This window comes from Polynucleobacter sp. UB-Tiil-W10, assembly GCF_018881605.1.
Classification (GTDB): domain Bacteria; phylum Pseudomonadota; class Gammaproteobacteria; order Burkholderiales; family Burkholderiaceae; genus Polynucleobacter.
In genome coordinates this window covers 999,521-1,016,233 of record NZ_JACVPZ010000001.1, presented here as the reverse complement: position 1 = coordinate 1,016,233, position 16,713 = coordinate 999,521, and the positions used below count along the sequence as shown (strand labels likewise).

Below are 16,713 nucleotides of genomic sequence, written 5' to 3'. Positions count from 1 at the left end.
TTGGATTACCGTAACTTCAAGCTAGACAAGCCAATTAAGACTAAAAGAATGGTGATGATCCAGAAACGCACTACTACCTGCGTCTCCTTCCAGCCACCTAATTCAAAATGGTGATGTAGCGGTGCCATTCGAAAAATACGACGGCCCTCGCCAAAATGTTTTTTGGTGAACTTAAACCAAAATACTTGAAGCATGACTGAGACGGTTTCAGCAACGAAAACGCCACCCATTACAAAGAGCACAATTTCTTGGCGCACAATAACGGCGATAGTGCCAAGCGCCCCACCCAGAGCTAGCGCACCGACATCACCCATAAATACTTGTGCTGGGTGTGTGTTGTACCAAAGGAAGGCTAAGCCAGCACCACCCATGGCTCCGCAGAAAATCATTAACTCACCAGCGCCTGGAATGTAAGGAAAAAGGAGATACTTTGCATAAATTGCATTACCCATCACATAGGCAAAGGCACCCAAAGCAGCTCCTACCAAAATTACCGGCATGATGACAAGACCATCAAGACCATCGGTTAGGTTGACGGCATTGCTGCTACCAACAATCACCAAGTAGCTCAAAATAATGAAGCCCATTACACCTAATGGATAGCTAATTTCTTTCATGAATGGGATCAGCAAATTACTCTTTGCAGGCAGATCTAAAGCGAATCCGCTTCTGAGCCACTCGTAAAACAATTGCAATACTTTGAGGTTGTTTACTTCAGAAACAGAGAACGCTAGATAAATTGCAGCAAATAAACCAATTAAGGTTTGCCAGAAAAATTTCTCTCTTGAGGCCATTCCTTTGGGATCTTTGTAGACCACCTTACGGTAGTCATCTACCCAGCCTACTAAGCCAAATCCAAAAGTAACAATCATCACAATCCAAATAAATCGATTGCTTAGATCAGCCCACAACATGCATGAAATAAAGATGCCAATCAAAATCAGAACGCCACCCATTGTTGGCGTACCTGTTTTCACTAAATGAGTTTGTGGTCCATCAGTGCGGACTGCCTGACCCATTTTTAATGCGGCCAATTTACGAATCACCCAAGGGCCTGCTGCCAAGCCGATCAACAATGCTGTTACTGTTGCCATCACCGCTCTAAAGGTGATGTAGTTAAACACCCTAAAGAATCCAAAGTCATCTTGCAACCATTGCGCTAACATTAAGAGCATGTTTTAGCCTCCTCTAACAGGGCCTGTACTACACGCTCCATACGCATAAACCGTGAACCTTTAACCAAAATATTTAAATGTTGATTGCTACCGCCAGACTGTGCATGCAACGCATCTTTTAAGTGTGCGATCAGAGCATCCATATCGGAAAAATGTATTGCGCTAGATTTGGTCGCATGTTTGCTGACAGCGTCATTAAATCCTTGAAGAGCAAACTGACATTGCCCCCCTAGGGAAAAAAGTTTTGATACTCCCTGCTCAGCGGCATAAGCGCCGACCTCTCGATGAAACTCTGGACCTTGATTGCCGACTTCACCCATATCACCCAAAATCAACCAAGACAAATTGCCTGATTGTTTTAGCGCATCAATAGCAGCTCTTACGGAATCAGGATTAGCGTTATAGCTATCGTCAATTAAGGTGTGATTTGAATCAATCACCTTTGCTTGCATACGTCCATTAACTGGTGAGAAAGACTCGAGACCCTGCTTAATTTTTTCGAGACTTACACCAGCGGCTATTCCTACGGCACTTGCAGCCAAAGCATTACGAACATTGTGGCTACCCAAAGTATTTAACTGAACTTCGATGGTGCCTTGTGCTGTTTGTATCTGTACCAATCCATTGCTTAATAGACTCCCAGTTACTGAAGCTGAGGCTTTTCCCTGCGCTGATAACAGTACAAAATCAATCACTTGACGCCCGGCAGCAGCTTGGCGCCAAACATTTGAAAATTCAGAATCCGCTGGAAATACGGCAACACCATCAACTGGTAAAGCACGAATAGCATCAGAATGTTCCTCAGCCACGGCCGCTACAGTTGCCATAAATTCCTGATGCTCTCGTTGAGCATTATTAATTAATGCAATATTCGCTTGTGCAATAGCAGCTAACTGCGCTGTTTCACCAGGGTGATTCATGCCAAGCTCAACGACTGCAAGAAGATCTGTAGAACGCAGTTTTAATAGCGTTAATGGCAAACCTATATCGTTATTTAGGTTCCCTTTAGTGACCAAAGTATGTTGCTCACCAACTGCAGCCTTAAAAATAGAGGCGATCATTTCTTTTACAGTGGTCTTTCCATTGCTACCGGTAACCAATGCCAAAGGAATAGGATGATTAGCACGCCATGCTTTTGCCAAATTTCCTAGTCCAATACGAGTATTTGAAACACAAATAGCAGGCAGATCTGGCGGGCATTTATCTTGAGAACTAATGAGAGCGGCACCAGCACCAGCCTTAGCTACATCAGATAAAAAATCATGTGCATCAAAACGTTCACCAACTAAGGCAACAAAAAATTCATTACGATCGATCTGACGACTGTCTGTACCCACTCGAGAAATAGGTATTTCCCGAGCGGCCTCTAAAGAGGTATTAACCAATGTACTTCCAGGCAACATGGACTGGGCTTGCGCAAGATTTGTCATGATGGACATCAGACTCCACCTCCAGCCGCTAAGCGAATATGCTCTTGGTCAGAGAAATCAAACTTCTTACCATTGATCTCTTGAGTGGTCTCATGACCTTTACCAGCAACCAAAACAATATCGCACGCATCAGCATGACGAATTGCAGCCATTATGGCTGCCGCACGATCGGCAATCATTTGAATATTTAGTGCGTCCGCCTTCATGCCATTGCGAATCATCTGCATGATGACCTGCGGATCTTCTGAGCGAGGATTATCGCTAGTAATCAGAATGTGATCGGCATTTTGCTCGGCAACGGTACCCATGAGCGAACGCTTGCCGGCATCACGATCACCGCCACAACCAAACACGCACCAGATTTTTCCACCACGTTGTTCTGCAATAGGGCGTAATGCTTGGAGCGTTTTTTCTAGTGCATCAGGAGTGTGTGCGTAATCTACCACTGCCAACAAGCCATCTGTCTTTTGATATTTGCCCAAGCGAATGAGCTCCATACGGCCAAGTACCGGCTGTAATTGACTGACTTTTTTAGCAGCCTCTTCCTGGTTAATGCCCTGCGTTAGCAATACCGTCCATACAGCAAGTGCATTGCTTATATTAAATTCACCCAATAATGGAATGTGTAGTTCAACGCTTCCTACTCCACCCCAGATAAAGCTTGATTTATAGCCTGCACCACTTAATAAGACATCTTTTGCATAAATAGTTTGTAAACGATCGCCAAATTTTTCAAAGCCCTTGAATGCAGATTGGGATAATGCGTATGCCCAGACTTTCAAGCCCTCTTTCATCAATAAATTCATGGCTAACTCACGACCAAAGGCATCATCTAAATTGATGACTACATGCTCAAGACCAGCTTGGTGAAATAATTTAGCTTTTGCCTCGGCATATTCAGCCATGCTGCCGTGGTAATCCAAATGATCCTGAGTCAGATTAGTGAACACCGCACAATTGAATTCGGTCCCGGCTATTCTTTCTTGATGCAATGCATGCGAAGACACTTCCATCGCTACTTGTCTTGCTCCAGAATTGCGCAACTCTGCTAGCTGAGTCTGCAATTTAGGTGCGTCTGGCGTGGTGTAGCCAGTTTGTACTAATGAACCTGGAAAGCCAGTACCTAAGGTACCTAAAACTGCAGTGCGATGATTGGTAGCATCTAAAGCTTGGGATAGCCATTGCGTAATACTGGTCTTCCCATTTGTACCGGTGACGCCGATGATTTTTAATTCTTTGCTCGGGTAGCCATACCATTGTGCGCATAGCTCACCTGCTTTTGCAGCAAGATTATCAACTGCAAAACATTGTGGATGATCAATCCATTGATTGTCCATACCCTCTGGATCAAAGACTACAGCAGACGCGCCCACATCTAAAGCAGCGTGAATGAATTGGCGACCATCGCGCAAAGCATTGCCATGACCTACCGAGTAGGCAAAAAAGATATCGCCAGACATCATCTGGCGACTATCCGCACACACTTTTGCGGAAGAATTCGCCAGAGTATGTAAATGGTCAATCAAATGATTGGTGTCTATTTTCAAGTCCACCCTCATCGCTTCAAAACCACAGGTTGAGCTTGAGCACTAGCAGTTTGAATCTCTTGAGGACTCTTATCCTGCAATACCATTTGCTTTACTTTGCTGTCAGGCAAAACATTTAATGTGTGTAATGTTTCACTCACAATGGTTGAAAACACTGGTGCAGCTACATCACCACCATAATGGCTTCCGCCAGTAGGCTCATCAATCATTACCGCAACAACAATACGAGGGGCGCTAATTGGCGCCAATCCCGCAAAATAGGCGCGGTATTTATTGCCATAGCCTTTACCAACTAACTTATGCGCTGTTCCAGTCTTACCGCCAACACGGAACCCTTCAGCCTGCGCTTTAATTGCAGTACCTCCAGGCTCAGTAACCGCTTCCATCATGTTGCGCATTTCAATTGCTGTTTTTGGAGAGAGCACTTTAGTGCCTGGTTTGAAGTCTGGGCTACGCTCAATGGTCAAGGGTACTAATTCACCATCACGAGCAAAAACGGTATATGCGCGAGCTACTTGGAAAAGTGAAGCAGAAATACCGTAACCAAACGCAATACGTGCTTGATCTGTAGGCATCCATTTCTTGAAGGGATGCACTGTGCCAGCAACTGCGCCAGGGAAACCAATTTTTGGAGCTTGACCCAAACCAACGGCGGTATAAAAGTCCCACATCTCTTCAGCAGAGAGATTATTCATTGCAATCTTTGCAGTACCGATGTTGCTAGACTTTTGAATAATTTGTGCAACTGTTAAGTTGTCGTAAGGATGCGTATCTGTAATTGGTTTGGGACCAACCAAATATTTCGCACCAATCACCATATTCGTTTCAGGCTTGACCGCGCCCTTTTCTAAAGCAATTGCTATGGTTAGCGGCTTTATGGTGGAACCAGGTTCAAATGTATCGGTCAATACACGATTACGTAATTGCTCACCAGTCAAAAACTTTCGATCATTCGGGTTATAACTGGGGTAATTTGCTAGTGCCAAAATCTCGCCCGTTTGGGTATCAAGCACTACAGCACCACCGGCCTTAGCATGATGCTTTTCAACGGCATCTTTCACGGCGTTATAAGCCAAGAATTGAATCTTGCTGTCAATGGAAAGATTCAGGTCCTTACCGTTTTGGGGTAACTGCAAAATGGCAACATCTTCAACCACCCTACCCAAACGATCAACCACCACACGTCTTTGACCTGGATGACCTGCTAACTCTTTCTCCCTAGAGAGCTCCATACCCTCTTGACCGCGATCCTCAACGTTAGTAAATCCAACTACGTGAGCCATCGCCTCACCTTCTGGGTAGAAGCGACGATACTCATTGTTCAAGCCAATACCTGGGATTTCTAACTGTTTAATTTCCTGCGCTACCGCTGGGTCTACTTGGCGCTTTAAGAAAACCTGCTTGCGCTCTTCTTTTAATTTCTTGCGCAATTCAGCTTCACTAATTTGTAAAAGCCTCGCCAACTTTTGCACTTTATCTGCAGCTAAATCATCTGGGACTGTGTCGTTATAAGCGATGACCGATTTAGCTTCTAAGCTGGTTGCAATTACCTGACCATTGCGATCCAAAATTTTTCCGCGGCTTGCTGGCAACTCTAATTCACGCTGGGTACCACGTACGCCTTTGGCTTCATAGAATGCATTTCCTGGACCCTGAATCCAAAACGCACGAAGCAACAGCATCATGAATACAAAGAATAAGAGGAATAGCATCAAACGCGAGCGCCACATTGGTAGGCGCAATACTAAATTTGGCGTAGTAGAGAATCCAACGTGCCTCATTGAGCATCCTTCAAATACAAAGTGCGCTCGGGAGAAATCGGAGACATGTGAAGCTGATTGCGTGCAACATCACGGATGCGCGCAGATTTTGAAAGGTTGCGTTGCTCATACTCCAAACGCAGCCAATCTTGATTTAATTTACGCTCTTCAATTTGTGCACGCTCTTGAAGAATAAATAACTTACGAGCACGTTGCTGAGCCGCCACCAATGAAAGAGCGCAAATCAATAGCAATGCGAGCAAAGTAAAAGTGGCACGATTCATGCTAATTCATCCATGCGCTTCTCAGCTATGCGCATAATTGCTGAGCGTGCGCGAGGATTCTCAGATACCTCGCTATCACTTGGCTTAATGCGTCCAATAATTTTGAGTGCGCTTTGTGGCAAATCTTTTTCGCGCACAGGTAAACCGCGAGGCACTACTACCTTTGCATGTGATTGCATAAACTGCTTCACAATGCGATCCTCAAGGGAATGAAAGCTAATGACTGCAAGTCTTGCGCCGGGCTTTAATAGTTTCAAAGCCGCCTTTAAACCGAGCTCCAAATCTTCTAACTCTCGATTAATAAAAATGCGCAATGCTTGAAAAGTTCTTGTTGCAGGATCTTGACCCACTTCACGTGTTCGCACTACGCTCGCCACCAGATTGGCCAACTCAGTTGTAGTTTTTGGCGACAAACCTTCTTCGCGCTTAGCTACAATAGCTTTCGCAATCTGAAATGCAAAGCGCTCTTCTCCGTAAGTCTTAATCACCCGTGTGATTTCCTCTAGCGGTGCTTGCTCCAACCACTCTGCTGCAGTCAAACCTTGATCGGTATTCATCCGCATATCGAGCGGACCTTCGCGGCGAAAAGAAAATCCCCGATGCGCTTCGTCTACTTGAGGTGAACTGATACCCAAGTCCAACAAAATGCCATCGACTGATTCCACCTCCGCGTACTGATCCATCTGTGCAAAACTGTCGTGCACAATCCTCAACCGCGAATCGCTGATTTGTTGTGCTACTGCGATCGCATCCAAATCCTTGTCGAATGAAATCATGCGCGCCCCAGGATTTAGCTCCTTGAGCAAAGCTTGTGTGTGACCGCCGCGCCCAAAGGTTCCATCGATCACCAAAATTTGGTTCGCTGCATCTTGATTTTGAATCAGCGGACCGCCAACTAGCGCCGTCACCGCCTCGGCCAGTAAAACTGGGCGATGAGTTATGTTCATGGCACCCTGTCATCAAAAATTAAATTGCTTGAGTGCTTCAGGCATGCCTTGTGCAATCGCAGCCTGTTCTTTTGCGGCGTATGTAGCCGCATCCCACAACTCCAAATGACTACCCATGCCGAGCAAGATCACTTCTTTTTCAATTCCGGCAGCAGCTCGCAACTCTGGACTAACCAACACACGACCGGCACTATCCAAATCCATTTCAGCTGCATTACCTAAAAAAATACGGCGCCACCAATGGGCATCCATTGGCAGTTGCGCAACTCTTGCTCTGAAGGTTTCCCACTCTGGTCTTGGGAATAGAAGTAGGCAACCGTCGGGGTGTTTTGTGAGCGTAATTCGGCCCTCACCCTGCACCAACAAGGCGTCACGATGCTTTGCCGGCACAGACATGCGGCCTTTTGCATCTAAATTGAGAGCTGACGCACCTTGAAACACCATTTACCCCACTTTTTCACACTTCCTCCCACTTTAGAGGATCGCAATAAGAGGGTCAAGTGTTTTTGAGAGTTTTTTTAGGAATTTCTCTAGTGTTTACAAACACTTAGCGTCATGTGTTGAGAAAATACTGATAATAAAATAGCTACTTGAAACAATGGCTTGGAAAATATACTTAAGAATAGATCTTAGCTATTTAGCAAGATAATCCCTAAATATACTGTATTTATAAACAGTAATTATTGAAAAATGGATCAAAAAATTAATTTAACCAATTAAACCGAATTTCAGTCTTAAATTTTATAAGCAGTTGTGGTCATTACCTTTGACATTGCCTGCATTATTTTTTGAATAGGCTCTGGCAAATTTGCGCCGCCCGCATTTTTTGCAGCTTGCCCATGAGCAATTTCATCGATGCGCATTTGATCAACAATTGCACGAGAACGTTGGTCTTCTTTGGGTAATTTTTCGAGATGACTTTCTAAGTGGTTCTCAACTTGTTTTTCTGTTTCAGAAACAAATCCTAAACTCCATTTATCGCCCGCTAAGCCAGCTACCAAGCCGATTACAAAGGATCCAGCATACCAAAGTGGATTGAGATAACTGGTATGAGAACCTAGCTCTAGTAGACGAGTTTCGCACCATGCAAGGTGATCCATTTCTTCTTGTCTTGAGTGGTCCAACATCGCCTGAATATCCGGATTTCGGGCGACTAATTTTTGCGACTGGTAAAGCGCTTGTGCACAAACCTCACCCACATGATTGACGCGCATGAGTCCTGCCGAATGCTTGCGTTCAGCAACTTCCAGTCCAGTATTAGCTCCTGCCTCAGACCCTGGAGTAGGTCTATGAGCATTTGCGCCGCCGACCACAGACCGAAGTGCTGTATCAAACTCCAGAATAAGGCGATCTATTGGGGGCATATTAAAAAGCTAGACCAAAACCTCTGCTTTGCAACTTTGTTTGGTCTTCAAACCCAATTCTGCCAAAAGCTCGCGGTCTTGCTCAGCCTCGGGATTACCGGTAGTGAGTAGTTGCTCACCATAGAAAATCGAATTAGCACCAGCCATGAAACACATGGCTTGAACTGCCCTACCCAGTTCCTGACGGCCCGCAGATAAGCGCACGCGGGCCTTCGGCATTGTGATCCTAGCAACCGCAATGGTTCTTACAAACTCCAATGGATCCAAAGGCTTTTGCTCGGCCAATGGCGTACCAGCTACCGGCACCAAATGATTAATCGGCACTGACTCTGGATAAGGGCTCAAATTGGCTAAGCGCGCCAAGAATGCAGCTCTCTGCTCTCTAGATTCCCCCATACCTACAATTCCACCACAGCAAACAGACATTCCTGCGGCACGAACATTGGAAATCGTATCTAGGCGATCTTGATAGCCACGGGTAGAAATTACAGAGCGGTAAAAATCCTCGCTGGTATCCAAATTATGGTTATAAAAGTCTAGCCCGGCCTCTTGCAGGGCCTGGGCCTGACCCGCCTCCAGCATACCCAAAGTGGCGCAGGTCTCCAAACCTAAGGCTTTAACACCCTTGATCATGGCTGTCACTTTTTCAATATCGCGATCTTTGGGCTCGCGCCAAGCGGCGCCCATACAGAAACGGTTAGAACCAGCAGCTTTAGCTGCCTTAGCAGCCTCCAAAACCTCTTCTAAGCCCATCAACTTCTCAGCCTTAACATCGGTGTCATAACGAGCGGCCTGAGGGCAATAACCGCAGTCCTCAGGACAACCACCCGTTTTAATTGACAACAAAGTGGCCAATTCCACATCACCCTCAGGGAAATATGACTTGTGGGTCTCTTGAGCCTTCAGCATTAACTCATTGAACGGAAGTGCGAATAAAGCCTCAATTTGAGCTACTGACCACTCGCCAGATGCTTCGACCCCAGCATTTGCCCCCTGATGCAAATCCGCTTTGGATTTGAACTGGGTTAATGGTTTTTCAACGGTTTGAGTGTCCTGCATGGGTAAATTCCAGAAAATGAGTGGATTCAAGGCATAAACATAACAGATACAGACCTGAGTTTGGAAAAACTAGTGGTCAAATATCAAACATGAAGGTTATTTCTGATTTAAATCAAGCCCCCCTCGTTGATCGCAGCCTAGCCGCCGTTTGGCACCCATGCACTCAGATGAAACAGCATGAGTCCTTTCCACTGGTTGCCATTACAAAAGGGAAAGGTGCTTGGCTGTACGACGAAAACGGAAAAGCGCTACTTGACTCCATCAGTTCGTGGTGGACTAATTTATTTGGCCATTCCAATCCGCGCATCAATCAAGCGATTACTGCACAACTAGAAAAAATTGAGCATGTCATGCTCGCTGGATTTACCCATCCACCGGTAGTCGAATTATCTGAAAAACTTTCCGCACTCACCAATCACCATTTGGGTCATGTCTTCTATGCCTCTGATGGCGCCTCCGCGGTAGAGATTGCACTGAAGATGAGTCACCACTACTGGCAACTCAGTGGCAAGCCCCAAAAGAAAAAATTTGTCTGCTTAGAGAATGGTTATCACGGCGAAACACTGGGTGCATTAGCTGTAACTGATGTAGCTATCTTTCGGAAGGCCTATGGATCGCTCTTGCAGGAAGTGTTCACTATTCCTTCGCCCGATGCACGTAAAGCAAGACCTGGTGAGAGCGCCGAAGATGTAGCAAAACATGCGGCCAAACAGCTTGAAGAATTATTTGCAAGAGAGCATCAACATATTTCAGCCATCATTGTGGAGCCCTTAGTGCAGTGTGCTGGACAAATGGCAATGCACTCCCCCGAGTACCTTCACCTAGTGAGAGAGCTATGTAATCGTTATGAAGTACATCTCATTGCTGATGAGATTGCGGTGGGCTGTGGTCGAACCGGTAAATTTTTCGCTTGTGAACATGCTGATATCTGGCCAGATTTCTTGACGCTCTCAAAAGGTATTAGCGGTGGCTATCTTCCGCTGTCCCTTTGTCTCACTACCGACTCCATTTATCAAGCGTTTTATAGCGATCAAACACAGCAAGGATTTTTACATTCCCACTCCTATACCGGCAACCCATTAGCATGTGCTGCTGCACTAGCTTGTCTAGAGATTTTCGAAATAGATAAAGTCTTAGAAAAAAATATTGGGCGCTCAAAAGATTTAGCGAAGGCATTTGCATGGGCAAAAGCTGATTCACGAATTGAGCACTGGCGTCAACAAGGCATGATTCTGGCATTTGATGTTAAAAATGATTACTTAAGCAATCGCAAAAATTTTGCACGTGAGATGTTTGCAAATAGCTTAGAACAAGGTGTATTGATCAGGCCCATCGGCAATACTATCTATGTCATGCCTCCGTATATTTTGTCACCAGAAGATGCCATTCAATTAGGTAACTCGGTACAACTCGCTCTTGAGAAGACCTTGACATGACAAGCTCTAAAAACGCCTTTAAGGCCTTGTTTTTTGCCCAAGAGCAAATTGCAGATCTAGAGTTGCAATTACTAAAGCGAAAACTTAGGGCAACAGAGTCCCCATGCGATACGATATCTTTCGTTGATGGGCGTGAGTTAAAGGCATTCTGTAGCAACGACTACTTGGGACTTGCGAATCATCCCGAGCTGATCAAAGCACTTGCTGTAGGTGGAAAAAAGTACGGGGTAGGTAGCGGAGCCTCGCATCTTATCAGCGGGCACAGCATGGCTCATGAGATTCTTGAAAAAGAATTGGCCTCTTTTCAAAAGCAACATATCCCAAATGCGCGCGCCCTGTTTTTTAGCACTGGCTATCTCACCAACCTCACTGCTATCACAGCCCTAGCAAGACTTGCGCCAGAAAAATCCACCAGTATTTATTCAGCAAAGTTAAATCATGCATCTCTAATAGATGGCATTCGTTTAGCGGCAGCCCAAAGTCAAGCAAGTGTCACCTTATTCGATCACACCCACATTGACTCATTAAGCAATTTACTGAAAGCGGATCAAAATCCTCTAAAGATGATCGTTATTGATGGTGTCTTTAGTATGGATGGCGACATTGCTCCAGTGAAAGAATTATTAATGCTTGCTGAGCAATTCGACGCGCTGTTATTAGTAGATGATGCTCATGGATTTGGAGTTTTGGGAAAGTTAGGCCACGGTATTTTGGAGCAAGAAAATATCTGCTCTGATCGGATCATCTATATCGGCACGCTTGGAAAGGCTGCTGGCGTCAGCGGTGCTTTTGTTTGCGCACAAGAAACCTTCATTGAATGGCTGATTCAAAAAGGTCGTCCTTTTATTTACAGTACAGCAACGCCGCCAGCAATAGCGCACACTCTTTCAAAGAGTCTGGAAATCATTGAAGGGGATGAGGGCCGTAATCGTCGCACTCAACTGAATAAACTCATTCGCATCTGGCAAGATGAAATGCATTTTTCTCAATGGGAAAAAATGCCCTCTTGCACTGCCATTCAGCCGGTCATTCTGGGCAGTAATGCTAATGCCTTACTTGCCTCCAAGCTGTTGGATGAGGCAGGCTATTGGATTCCAGCCATTCGTCCGCCTACCGTACCAAATGGAAGCGCAAGATTGCGTATTACATTTTCTGCCAATCACAGCGAAGCAGATTTGCGTCAATTAATTGCCACCTTAAAAGCAATTGAGCATGAGGTAAATGAAAAGGTAGTCCATGATTAAGCCGAATGGCTTCTTTGTTACTGGTACCGACACAGATGTTGGGAAAACTTTAGTCAGCGGCGCGCTGATTCTGAAATTGCGCGCACAAGAAATTAAAGTGATTGGCTTTAAGCCTGTAGTTGCCGGCACCTATCGTGATGCAAAAGGGGAGACTCTGAATGAGGATCTAGAAACCCTGCACATTGCCTCGGGTCCTAGCTTCAATGAGTTGAGTTTGTGCCCTTATGTACTGGATCAGCCTGCCGCTCCACATCTTGTGGCAGCAAGTCAAGGATTAAAGCTTGAAATGGGTGTGCTTACTGATGCTTTTCAGAATATTCAAAGGCATGCAGATTGCGTTGTAGTTGAGGGTGCCGGCGGTTTACTCATTCCCTTAAATGATGAGGAAGATTTAGCTACTTTCGCAAAAGAAATTAAATTACCCATCATTCTTGTAGTGGGTATGAAGTTAGGCTGTATAAATCACGCCCTACTGACGTATGAAGCGATCAGAGCACGTAATTTAAATCTTGCTGGATGGGTAGCCAACGTCCTATCTACAGAAATGCCACTTCTTCAAGAAAACCTGCAGACCCTGCAAGCCAGAATTGATGCCCCTTTCTTGGGTCTCATTCCAACCCTCCCAAAAGCACTTCAAAAAGCCATTAATAGGCCTTATTCCATCGAAGCCCTCACTTTTGCTGCAAAGCACATTCAATTACCCAAGGAATAACACGCGTTAGCTGCTTTTGAAAGACATATCAAAAGACTTTCGGATAAGATAAAGGGATGCATTTAATCCCTGAAATTACTAACTCTGCAGAATCTATTCAAGAAATTCGACGCAATATTCATGCTCATCCTGAATTACGCTTCGAAGAAAATCGCACAGCCGACCTCGTAGCAGAAGCACTTTCTAGCTGGGGAATTACTGTTTTCCGCGGCATGGGTAAAACTGGCGTAGTTGGTCGTTTAGATGGTGACTTAGGCCCAGGAAAAATGATTGGTTTACGCGCCGACATGGATGCACTGCCATTGCAAGAGCACAATAACTTTGCTCATGCCTCAAAGAATCCCGGAAAGATGCATGCGTGTGGACATGATGGACATACCGCGATGCTCCTGGGCGCTGCACAATATTTATCAAATCATCGTGACTTTAAAGGCACGGTAATTTTTATTTTCCAGCCAGCCGAAGAAGGTGGTGCCGGCGCGAATGAAATGATTAAAGATGGTCTCTTTAAAGAGTTTCCATGTGATGCGGTGTTTGGTTTGCATAATTGGCCTGGTTTTGCAGCAGGCCACTTCGGTGTCACCTCTGGCCCCATGATGGCCTCAAGTAATACTTTTGAAATCACCGTCACAGGTAAAGGTGGGCATGCTGCCTTACCTCATAACAGCGCAGATCCAGTATTTGCTGGTGCACAAGTAGTGCTTGCATTACAAAGCATCATCACACGTAACAAACGTCCTATAGATGCTGCTGTTTTATCGATTACGCAATTTCATGCGGGTGAAACGAGCAATGTCATACCGGATAGCGCCTTTATTGGTGGCACCGTCCGTACATTTACTATAGATGTCTTAGACCTGATTGAGCAACGCCTGCGAGAAATCGCCCACAATGTTGCAGGCGCATTTGATTGCCAAGCTGAAATTACCCTCTCCAGAAATTATCCGCCACTCATCAATCATGCAAATGAAGTGAAATTTGCCACAGAAGTCATGAGTGAATTGGTTGGTGAGCAGAACGTAAATAGCTCTGTCGATCCAACGATGGGTGCTGAAGACTTTGCGTTTATGTTGCTTGAAAAACCGGGTTGCTACGTATTCTTAGGCAATGGCGATGGTGATCATCGCTCTGCGGGTCATGGTATGGGCCCATGCCACTTGCACAATCCTTCTTACGACTTTAATGATTCCTTGATCCCAGTAGGCGTGAGCTATTGGGTCAAACTAGCTCAACGCTTTCTAGAAAAAAATTAAATTCTTTTGAATCACTGTAATTAAGAATTTGTAAATTTGGCTGGGCGTTTTTCCATAAATGCAGCCATACCTTCTTTTTGATCGTTCATTCCAAAACAAGCATGGAAGAGACGGCGTTCAAAATGAATACCTTCAGTCAGTGTAGTTTCATAAGCGGTGTTGATACTTTCTTTCACCATCATCGCAGTCAATAAAGGCATATCTGCAATTCCCTTAGCGATTGCCTTAACTTCTTTCAGTAAATCTGCTTGCGGGAAGATGCGCGCAACTAAACCTGAGCGCTCGGCTTCAGCAGCGTCCATCATGCGACCCGTCAATGCCAGATCCATAGCCTTTGCTTTTGACACTGCGCGAGGTAAACGTTGCGTGCCGCCAGCGCCTGGGATAATGCCCAGCTTGACCTCAGGCTGTGCAAATTTGGCATTATCAGCCGCCATAATCGTGTCACACATCATGGCCAACTCACAACCGCCACCAAGTGCATAACCAGAGACTGCGGCTATTACGGGCTTGCGAACTTTTTTAATCTCTTCCCAGTTGCGTGTAATAAAGTCCCCGCGATAGACATCCTTCAAACCATACTTGGCCATTGAAGCAATATCTGCTCCAGCAGCAAATGCTTTTTCACTACCCGTAACAATCATGCAACCAATATTGTCGTCTGCATCAAAAGCCAATAACGCTGCGCCGAGCTCTTCCATGAGCTGATCATTCAATGCGTTTAGTACTTCGGGACGATTCAAGGTAATGGTGGCAACCTTACCTTCTACTTCAGTCAAAATTGTTTTGTAGCTCATAAATTTCTTTCGGTGATATGTATTTAATTAACGTGGGAGCAATAACCACATCCTGCCATTTTGCTTCATGCGACCTGCCATTTCTCCAGCAGATTCTCCGGATCCCCAATAGTAGTCTGCTCTTACACCGCCCACAATAGCTTTGCCCGTATCTTGTGCCATCACCAACTTCTGTAAAGGCTGATTACTTAATGGTTTAGTGGTAGCCAAAAAGACAGGCGCGCCCAACGGCAATGCCTGTAAATCTACCGCGATACTTCGCTCTCCAGTGAGGGGAATCCCCAAGGCGCCGTTAGGGCCTAAATCTGCTGCTACGTTTCCTGGTAATTCTTTGAAGAAAACAAAACGTGGATTTGCGTTGAGCATTTCATTGACTTGACCAGGGTTACGCTTCGCCCATTGTGAGATGCCTTGCATGGTAGCTTCACTACGAGTAATTTCTTTACGATCCAGTAACCATAGGGCTGAAGATTTAAATGGTTGATCATTGGTTCCTGCAAAACCAAGACGCAAAGTACGGCCATCTTCAAGACGAATTTTTCCTGAGCCCTGAATTTGCATTGAAGCTGCCTCAACAGGGTCTTGTACCCATGCAATTTCGGACCCCTTTAACACTCCTGAACTTATTAACTCTGCACGCGTTGGCCCTGGATTGGGTTTAGATTTTCGCCACGCACTAGGGTAGCCATACAGTGGCACGGTGTAAGTGCTAGTGCGGGTTTGTGAACCATTCATCACTGGCTCGTAATAACCAGTAATTAAGCCAGTGTCACTGCTAGAGCTATTACGAATTTCATAAGCCTGAAAATTACTCTCAAAATATTTACGAATCGCCTGTGCATCCCGACTCGATACATTGCCAGCTTGAGAGCACACCTGTCGCCAATTGACTTCGCTACTTTTTTTGCGCAAAGCATCGCAACTTTTTAACCAAGCAGGCCAAGCCTGAGATAAATCATCATCTTCCCAGCCAGGCAATGCCTGCCAAGAAACGGCAGTAAAACTCGCTATAGAGGAGCTGTAGTTCGATGGGGGGGCGCCAGAACCACTAGATCGGTATCCAGGTGCCCGGGTAGGAGGCGCGGAACACCCCACAATCAAACTGGCTAGGAGGATAGCGAATACACTTAGAGGAACTAATTTAAAGTTAGAAATCATGATTGCCAATTTACTCGATGAATACCCAATGCTACTGTTTGCTTTTGAAGGTGCTGTTGCCTTGGGGCTTTTGTTATTTATCGTCCTCTGGACAGGCAAAGGCAAGAAATAGGATTTACTACGCCCTACGTTAATGTAGGGTGCGAGGCATTACTAGAGCAAATTCTGGGATAGGGGCCTGAAAGAACTGGGCATCCTCGGTCACACAGAAATACTCCCCGCGCATTGTTCCTGCGGGAGTGGGTAAAGTAGCCCAGCTCGTGTACTCAAAATGCTCGCCAGAGCGCAATAGCGGCTGTTGTCCTACAACACCCAAACCCCGAACCTCCTGTACATCGTTATCCCCATCTGTGATGAACCAATGGCGGGCAATCACCTGAATGCTGGCTGTGCCAGTATTTCGAATGGTGACCGTGTAGGCAAAGGCAAATTGGCGGTTATCGGGGTCAGATTGCTCAGGAAGGTACTGGGCTTTGACCGTAATGCTCATTTCGTGGGGATTCATGCACGAATTCTGCTCCATCCTTAGGCCAACTGCAAGCTAGAA

16 protein-coding genes are annotated in these 16,713 nt (G+C 45.6%); 4 read left to right on the top strand and 12 right to left on the bottom strand.

Going from position 1 to position 16,713, the window contains the following annotated elements; all coding sequences use genetic code 11:
- Positions 1-5: 5 nt before the first annotated feature.
- From mraY to bioB, 9 genes are all read right to left on the bottom strand, one after another.
- Positions 6-1,175 (bottom strand): phospho-N-acetylmuramoyl-pentapeptide-transferase, encoded by a 1,170-nt coding sequence (gene mraY, locus ICN33_RS05205; RefSeq protein ID WP_216195099.1) that lies wholly within the window; start codon positions 1,173-1,175, stop codon positions 6-8.
- Positions 1,166-2,614: a UDP-N-acetylmuramoyl-tripeptide--D-alanyl-D-alanine ligase gene (gene murF, locus ICN33_RS05200; RefSeq protein WP_216195097.1), complete on the bottom strand. Its 1,449-nt coding sequence runs from the start codon at positions 2,612-2,614 to the stop codon at positions 1,166-1,168. The genes mraY and murF overlap by 10 nt, the downstream gene beginning before the upstream one ends.
- Positions 2,614-4,164, bottom strand: a complete 1,551-nt coding sequence (locus ICN33_RS05195) for a UDP-N-acetylmuramoyl-L-alanyl-D-glutamate--2,6-diaminopimelate ligase (protein WP_216195095.1) — start codon at positions 4,162-4,164, stop codon at positions 2,614-2,616. The genes murF and ICN33_RS05195 overlap by 1 nt, the downstream gene beginning before the upstream one ends.
- A complete protein-coding gene (locus tag ICN33_RS05190) occupies positions 4,161-5,933 on the bottom strand; it encodes a penicillin-binding protein 2 (protein WP_216195093.1) in 1,773 nt (590 codons plus the stop codon). The genes ICN33_RS05195 and ICN33_RS05190 overlap by 4 nt, the downstream gene beginning before the upstream one ends.
- Positions 5,930-6,196, bottom strand: a complete 267-nt coding sequence (gene ftsL / locus ICN33_RS05185) for a cell division protein FtsL (RefSeq protein WP_216195091.1) — start codon at positions 6,194-6,196, stop codon at positions 5,930-5,932. Before ftsL ends, ICN33_RS05190 begins: the two co-directional genes overlap by 4 nt.
- Entirely contained in the window at positions 6,193-7,143 is a 951-nt protein-coding gene (gene rsmH, locus ICN33_RS05180) for a 16S rRNA (cytosine(1402)-N(4))-methyltransferase RsmH (protein ID WP_216195089.1), read from the bottom strand. Before rsmH ends, ftsL begins: the two co-directional genes overlap by 4 nt.
- Positions 7,144-7,155: 12 nt before the next feature.
- Entirely contained in the window at positions 7,156-7,584 is a 429-nt protein-coding gene (gene mraZ / locus ICN33_RS05175; protein ID WP_068320686.1) for a division/cell wall cluster transcriptional repressor MraZ, read from the bottom strand.
- Between the two features lie 293 nt (positions 7,585-7,877).
- Entirely contained in the window at positions 7,878-8,507 is a 630-nt protein-coding gene (gene coq7, locus ICN33_RS05170) for a 2-polyprenyl-3-methyl-6-methoxy-1,4-benzoquinone monooxygenase (RefSeq protein ID WP_216195087.1), read from the bottom strand.
- 9 nt (positions 8,508-8,516) lie between these two features.
- A complete protein-coding gene (bioB, locus tag ICN33_RS05165; protein WP_216195085.1) occupies positions 8,517-9,566 on the bottom strand; it encodes a biotin synthase BioB in 1,050 nt (349 codons plus the stop codon).
- 89 nt (positions 9,567-9,655) lie between these two features.
- On the opposite strand from bioB, the gene bioA reads away from it, so the two are divergent.
- Genes bioA through ICN33_RS05145 form a run of 4 tightly spaced genes read left to right on the top strand, consistent with a single transcriptional unit; the run spans position 9,656 to position 14,211 of the window.
- Positions 9,656-11,002 carry an adenosylmethionine--8-amino-7-oxononanoate transaminase gene (gene bioA, locus ICN33_RS05160; RefSeq protein ID WP_216195082.1) on the top strand — a complete coding sequence of 449 codons (1,347 nt, stop codon included), beginning with the start codon at positions 9,656-9,658 and terminating at the stop codon, positions 11,000-11,002.
- The gene (locus ICN33_RS05155; RefSeq protein ID WP_216195080.1) at positions 10,999-12,246 is read left to right on the top strand and encodes an 8-amino-7-oxononanoate synthase; all 1,248 of its coding nucleotides are present in this window, start codon (positions 10,999-11,001) and stop codon (positions 12,244-12,246) included. Before bioA ends, ICN33_RS05155 begins: the two co-directional genes overlap by 4 nt.
- Positions 12,239-12,958, top strand: a complete 720-nt coding sequence (gene bioD, locus ICN33_RS05150) for a dethiobiotin synthase (protein WP_216195078.1) — start codon at positions 12,239-12,241, stop codon at positions 12,956-12,958. Before ICN33_RS05155 ends, bioD begins: the two co-directional genes overlap by 8 nt.
- Positions 12,959-13,014: 56 nt before the next feature.
- A complete protein-coding gene (locus tag ICN33_RS05145) occupies positions 13,015-14,211 on the top strand; it encodes a M20 aminoacylase family protein (protein WP_216195076.1) in 1,197 nt (398 codons plus the stop codon).
- Positions 14,212-14,231: 20 nt separating this feature from the next.
- Here the strand turns inward: ICN33_RS05145 and ICN33_RS05140 are convergent, their stop codons facing one another.
- From ICN33_RS05140 to apaG, 3 genes are all read right to left on the bottom strand, one after another.
- Entirely contained in the window at positions 14,232-15,008 is a 777-nt protein-coding gene (locus tag ICN33_RS05140; RefSeq protein WP_216195074.1) for an enoyl-CoA hydratase, read from the bottom strand.
- A 27-nt stretch (positions 15,009-15,035) separates the two neighbouring features.
- Positions 15,036-16,166 carry a murein transglycosylase A gene (locus ICN33_RS05135; RefSeq protein WP_216195072.1) on the bottom strand — a complete coding sequence of 377 codons (1,131 nt, stop codon included), beginning with the start codon at positions 16,164-16,166 and terminating at the stop codon, positions 15,036-15,038.
- Positions 16,167-16,296: 130 nt separating this feature from the next.
- Positions 16,297-16,671, bottom strand: coding sequence for a Co2+/Mg2+ efflux protein ApaG (apaG, locus tag ICN33_RS05130; protein ID WP_072583449.1), 375 nt, complete (start codon positions 16,669-16,671; stop codon positions 16,297-16,299).
- Positions 16,672-16,713 lie beyond the last annotated feature (42 nt).

Coding starts and splice junctions, on each gene's coding strand:
- apaG (WP_072583449.1), bottom strand. CDS start 16,671: ATGAATCCCCACGAAATGAGCATTACGGTCAAAGCCCAGTACCTTCCT.
- ICN33_RS05195 (WP_216195095.1), bottom strand. CDS start 4,164: ATGAGGGTGGACTTGAAAATAGACACCAATCATTTGATTGACCATTTA.
- ICN33_RS05145 (WP_216195076.1), top strand. CDS start 13,015: ATGCATTTAATCCCTGAAATTACTAACTCTGCAGAATCTATTCAAGAA.
- ICN33_RS05140 (WP_216195074.1), bottom strand. CDS start 15,008: ATGAGCTACAAAACAATTTTGACTGAAGTAGAAGGTAAGGTTGCCACC.
- ICN33_RS05135 (WP_216195072.1), bottom strand. CDS start 16,166: ATGATTTCTAACTTTAAATTAGTTCCTCTAAGTGTATTCGCTATCCTC.
- ftsL (WP_216195091.1), bottom strand. CDS start 6,196: ATGAATCGTGCCACTTTTACTTTGCTCGCATTGCTATTGATTTGCGCT.
- coq7 (WP_216195087.1), bottom strand. CDS start 8,507: ATGCCCCCAATAGATCGCCTTATTCTGGAGTTTGATACAGCACTTCGG.
- bioD (WP_216195078.1), top strand. CDS start 12,239: ATGATTAAGCCGAATGGCTTCTTTGTTACTGGTACCGACACAGATGTT.
- ICN33_RS05190 (WP_216195093.1), bottom strand. CDS start 5,933: ATGAGGCACGTTGGATTCTCTACTACGCCAAATTTAGTATTGCGCCTA.
- mraY (WP_216195099.1), bottom strand. CDS start 1,175: ATGCTCTTAATGTTAGCGCAATGGTTGCAAGATGACTTTGGATTCTTT.
- bioA (WP_216195082.1), top strand. CDS start 9,656: ATGAAGGTTATTTCTGATTTAAATCAAGCCCCCCTCGTTGATCGCAGC.
- rsmH (WP_216195089.1), bottom strand. CDS start 7,143: ATGAACATAACTCATCGCCCAGTTTTACTGGCCGAGGCGGTGACGGCG.
- bioB (WP_216195085.1), bottom strand. CDS start 9,566: ATGCAGGACACTCAAACCGTTGAAAAACCATTAACCCAGTTCAAATCC.
- ICN33_RS05155 (WP_216195080.1), top strand. CDS start 10,999: ATGACAAGCTCTAAAAACGCCTTTAAGGCCTTGTTTTTTGCCCAAGAG.
- murF (WP_216195097.1), bottom strand. CDS start 2,614: ATGTCCATCATGACAAATCTTGCGCAAGCCCAGTCCATGTTGCCTGGA.